General features: G+C 51.1%; 1 rRNA gene. It reads right to left on the reverse strand.

Features of this window, described 5'->3' with window-relative positions:
* Window positions 1–106: ribosomal RNA gene (locus tag HW466_RS31635) — 23S ribosomal RNA — on the reverse strand; the annotation flags it as partial.
* Between the last annotated feature and the right edge of the window lie 246 nt (window positions 107–352).

Here is a 352-nt window from a genome sequence, read left to right on the forward strand (position 1 = left end):
GGATCAAAGCTTGTTTGCCAGCTCCCCGGGGCTTTTCGCAGGCTACCGCGTCCTTCATCGCCTGTGATCGCCAAGGCATCCACCACATGCACTTGTTCGCTTGACCCTATAACGAGTCTGTCTCTGTCGGCCATCGTTAGCGCTTTAGCGCTTACGAGGGCCCCATCCCCGCATGGGGGACGACAGTCGTTACAGGTTGAGTTCTCGCGTTGTGCCGTATTCCAATTGAGTCGAACATGAAGTTCGAATCATCTTGAGATACATCGATACAATCACAACCCGGATAGTTTCCACGTCCATCTCAAAGACGCTTCCGCTATCCAAATTACTTACTTCTTCCAGATTGTTAAAG

This window comes from Burkholderia territorii, from assembly GCF_902833055.1.
GTDB classification, from domain to species: domain Bacteria; phylum Pseudomonadota; class Gammaproteobacteria; order Burkholderiales; family Burkholderiaceae; genus Burkholderia; species Burkholderia territorii.